This window comes from Micromonospora sp. NPDC005324, from assembly GCF_040607155.1.
GTDB lineage: Bacteria > Actinomycetota > Actinomycetes > Mycobacteriales > Micromonosporaceae > Micromonospora > Micromonospora trifolii.
Genome location: NZ_JBEXGE010000105.1, coordinates 1 through 3,411 on the forward strand (window position 1 = coordinate 1; position 3,411 = coordinate 3,411).

4 protein-coding genes are annotated in these 3,411 nt (G+C 68.3%); all 4 read right to left on the reverse strand.

Going from position 1 to position 3,411, the window contains the following annotated elements; all coding sequences use genetic code 11:
* Positions 1-20: 20 nt before the first annotated feature.
* Entirely contained in the window at positions 21-1,034 is a 1,014-nt protein-coding gene (locus ABZS40_RS36430; protein WP_354949264.1) for a dipeptide ABC transporter ATP-binding protein, read from the reverse strand.
* The gene (locus ABZS40_RS36435) at positions 1,027-2,055 is read right to left on the reverse strand and encodes an ABC transporter ATP-binding protein (RefSeq protein ID WP_354949270.1); all 1,029 of its coding nucleotides are present in this window, start codon (positions 2,053-2,055) and stop codon (positions 1,027-1,029) included. Before ABZS40_RS36435 ends, ABZS40_RS36430 begins: the two co-directional genes overlap by 8 nt.
* Positions 2,056-2,081: 26 nt before the next feature.
* Positions 2,082-3,050: an ABC transporter permease gene (locus ABZS40_RS36440; RefSeq protein ID WP_354949266.1), complete on the reverse strand. Its 969-nt coding sequence runs from the start codon at positions 3,048-3,050 to the stop codon at positions 2,082-2,084.
* On the reverse strand, positions 3,043-3,411 hold a 369-nt coding region (locus ABZS40_RS36445; RefSeq protein ID WP_354949268.1), incomplete at its 5' end, for an ABC transporter permease. The genes ABZS40_RS36440 and ABZS40_RS36445, both read right to left, overlap by 8 nt.

The window sequence follows — 3,411 nt, forward strand, 5'->3', positions numbered from 1 at the left end:
CGGCAGGCGGTTTCGGTGACTCACGCCTCGTGGGTGGCGACGATCTCGCGCTTCTCCGCGAAGTGGCAGGCGCTCGGGTGGTCCGAGTCCCGACGGATCTCCAGCAGCGGGACCTGCTCGGCGCAGACATCCTGCGCCTTCCAGCAGCGGGTCCGGAACCGGCAGCCCGAGGGCGGGCTGATCGGCGACGGCACGTCACCCGTGAGCCGGATGATCGTCTTGTTGTTCCGCTGGGTCGGGTCCGGCACCGGCACCGCGGAGAGCAGCGCCTGGGTGTACGGGTGGGTCGGTCGCTCGTAGATCTCGTCCTCGGTGCCGATCTCGACGATCTTGCCGAGGTACATCACCGCTACCCGGTCCGAGAGGTGGCGGACCACCGACAGGTCGTGCGCGATGAAGACGTACGAGAGGCCGAACTCGCCCTGCAACTGCTCCAGCAGGTTCATGACCTGGGCCTGGATGGAGACGTCCAGCGCCGACACCGGCTCGTCGCAGACGATGATCTCGGGCCGCAGCGCGAGCGCGCGGGCGATGCCGATGCGCTGACGCTGACCGCCGGAGAACTGGTGCGGGTACCTGTTGATGTGCTCCGGGTTGAGCCCGACCAGGTCGAGCAGCTCGCGGACCTTGGCCCGGCGGCTGCCCTTCGGCGCCACCTCCGGGTGGATCTCGAACGGCTCACCGAGCAGGTCGCCGACGGTCATCCGCGGGTTCAGCGAGGTGTACGGGTCCTGCATGACCAGCTGGATCTGCCGGCGCAGACGCCGCAGCGCCCCACCGGACAGCTTGGAGATGTCCTGGCCCTTGTAGACCACCTTGCCGGCGGTCGGCTTCTCCAGGTTCATCAGCACCCGGGCGAGCGTCGACTTGCCGCAGCCGGACTCGCCGACCACACCGAGCGTCTCACCGGCGCGCAGTCCGAACGAGACCCCGTCGACCGCCTTGACCTGGCCGACGGTCTTCTTGAACACCACACCCTGGGTGACGGGGTAGTGCTTGACCAGGTCATTGACCTCGAGGATGTTCTCAGACACGGTTCACCAGCTCCTCGGCGAAGTGGCAGGCGCTGGCCCGGGCGGGGCCGATCTGCAGCAGCGGCGGGACCTTCTCCCGGCACACCGGCTGAACCATCGGGCACCGCGGGTTGAACGGGCAGCCCGGCGGGATGTTCATCAGGTTCGGCGGGAGGCCCTTGATCGTCCGGAGCTGCTGCCCCTTCTCGTCGAGGCGCGGGATCGAGTCGATCAGACCCAGCGTGTACGGGTGCGCCGGCTTGGCGTACAGCTCGTACACGTCGGCTTCCTCGACGATCCGGCCCGCGTACATGACAGCGATCCGGTCCGCGACGTCGGCGACCACGCCGAGGTCGTGGGTGATCAGGATCAGGCCCATCTGCCGCTCGCGCTGAAGCTCGGCGAGCAGGTCCATGATCTGGGCCTGCACTGTCACGTCGAGGGCGGTGGTCGGCTCGTCCGCGATCAGCACCTCGGGGTCGAGCGCCAGCGACATCGCGATCATCGCGCGCTGCCGCATACCGCCGGAGAACTGGTGCGGATAGTTGTTGAACCGGTCCTTGGCGTTCGGGATCTTGACCTGGTCGAGCATGTCGATCGCGCGCTTCTTGGCCTCCGCGCGGCCCATGCCCCGCCGGACCCGGAACTGCTCGGCGATCTGGAACCCGACGGTGAAGACGGGGTTCAGCGCGGAGAGCGCGTCCTGGAAGATCATCGCGATGCCCTCGCCGCGGATGCGGCGGCGCTCCTCGTCGGACATGCGGAGCATGTCCTTGCCGTGGAAGCGGACCTGCCCACCGGTGACGAAGCCGGGCGGCGTGTCGAGGATGCCCATGATGGTCTGCGCGGTGACGCTCTTACCGGAGCCGGACTCGCCGAGCACGGCGAGGGTCTCCCCCGCGTCGACGTGGTACGTGACCCCGTTGATGACCTTTGCGACGCCGTCCCGGGTGCGGAACTCCACCCGCAGGTCGTCGACCTCGAGCAGGCGGCCGGAGGGACGCCCGGACCCGCCGGGTCCCGGCGCTGACTGCTCGGACACGAGAATGTCGGACAACTGGATCTCCCCTAGCGGAGTTTCGGATCGAGGGCCTCGCGGACCGACTCACCGAGCATCACGAAGCTCAGCACTGCGGTGACGAGGAACGCGGCGGGGAAGAACACCAGCCCCGGCGCGACCCGGACGAACTGCTGCCCATCACTGATCATGATGCCCCAGGACACCACCGGCGACTTCAGACCGACGCCCAGGAACGACAGGGTGGCCTCGGCGCCGATGAACGAGCCGACCATGATCGTGCCGTAGACCAGCAGCGGGGCCAGGCAGTTCGGCAGCAGGTGCTTGAGGATGATCCGGCCGGTGCCGGCACCCAGCGCGCGGGCCGCCACGATGTAGTCGGCCTCCTTGGTGGCGAGCACCGAGGAGCGCATCAGCCGCATCACGACCGGCCAGCTCAGCACGATCAGCGACGCGGTCACCAGGCCCATGATCTGGGCCTTGCTGTTGCCGGCGCCCGACCCGTTGAACGTGGTCAGGATGACGATCGCGCCGAGCACGAAGGGCAGACCGAAGAATACGTCGGCGATCCGGCTCAGCAGCGCGTCCACCCAGCCACCGCGGTAGCCGGAGATGATGCCCATGGTTCCGCCGATGAGCAGGGTGCCCAGCACGGAGAGCACGGCGACCACGATGGAGGCCCGTGCGCCGTAGATGACCCGGGCGTAGACGTCGCGGCCCTGCACGTCGTAGCCGAACCAGCCATTGGCGGACGGCTTGTCGAGGCTGCGGGACAGCGAGCCGTTGACCGCGTCGCCCGGGGCGAACAGCGCCGGGAAGGCCGCCATCAGCAGGAAGATCAAGATCAGCGTGGCCGAGATCCAGAACAGCGGCTTGCGCCGCAGATCCCGCCAGGCGTCGGCGAGCAGGCCGCGCGGCTTCTCGTTGCTCTGCGGCTGGCCCAGGGTGGCGGGGGCGGCGGAGTCGGTGGGGTGTGCGCCAGGGGTGCTGACGATCGATGCGGTACTCGGGTCACTCATAACGGATCCTCGGGTCCAGGGCGGCGTAGAGCAGGTCAACCAGCAGGTTCATCACGAGATAGACCAGCACCAGGACGACCACGATGCCTACGACCGTGGCGCTTTCCTTGGTGATGATCGCCCGGAAGACCTGGCGGCCGATCCCGTTGATGCCGAAGATTCCCTCGGTGACGATCGCGCCACCCATCAGGGCGCCGAGGTCGGTGCCGAGCAGGGTCACCACCGGGATGAGCGAGTTGCGCAGCAGGTGCACGCCCACCACCCGGCGCATCGGCAGGCCCTTGGCGATGGCGGTACGCACGTAGTCCGCGCGACGGTTCTCCGCGATGCTCGTTCTTGCCACCCGGGCGATGTACGCCAC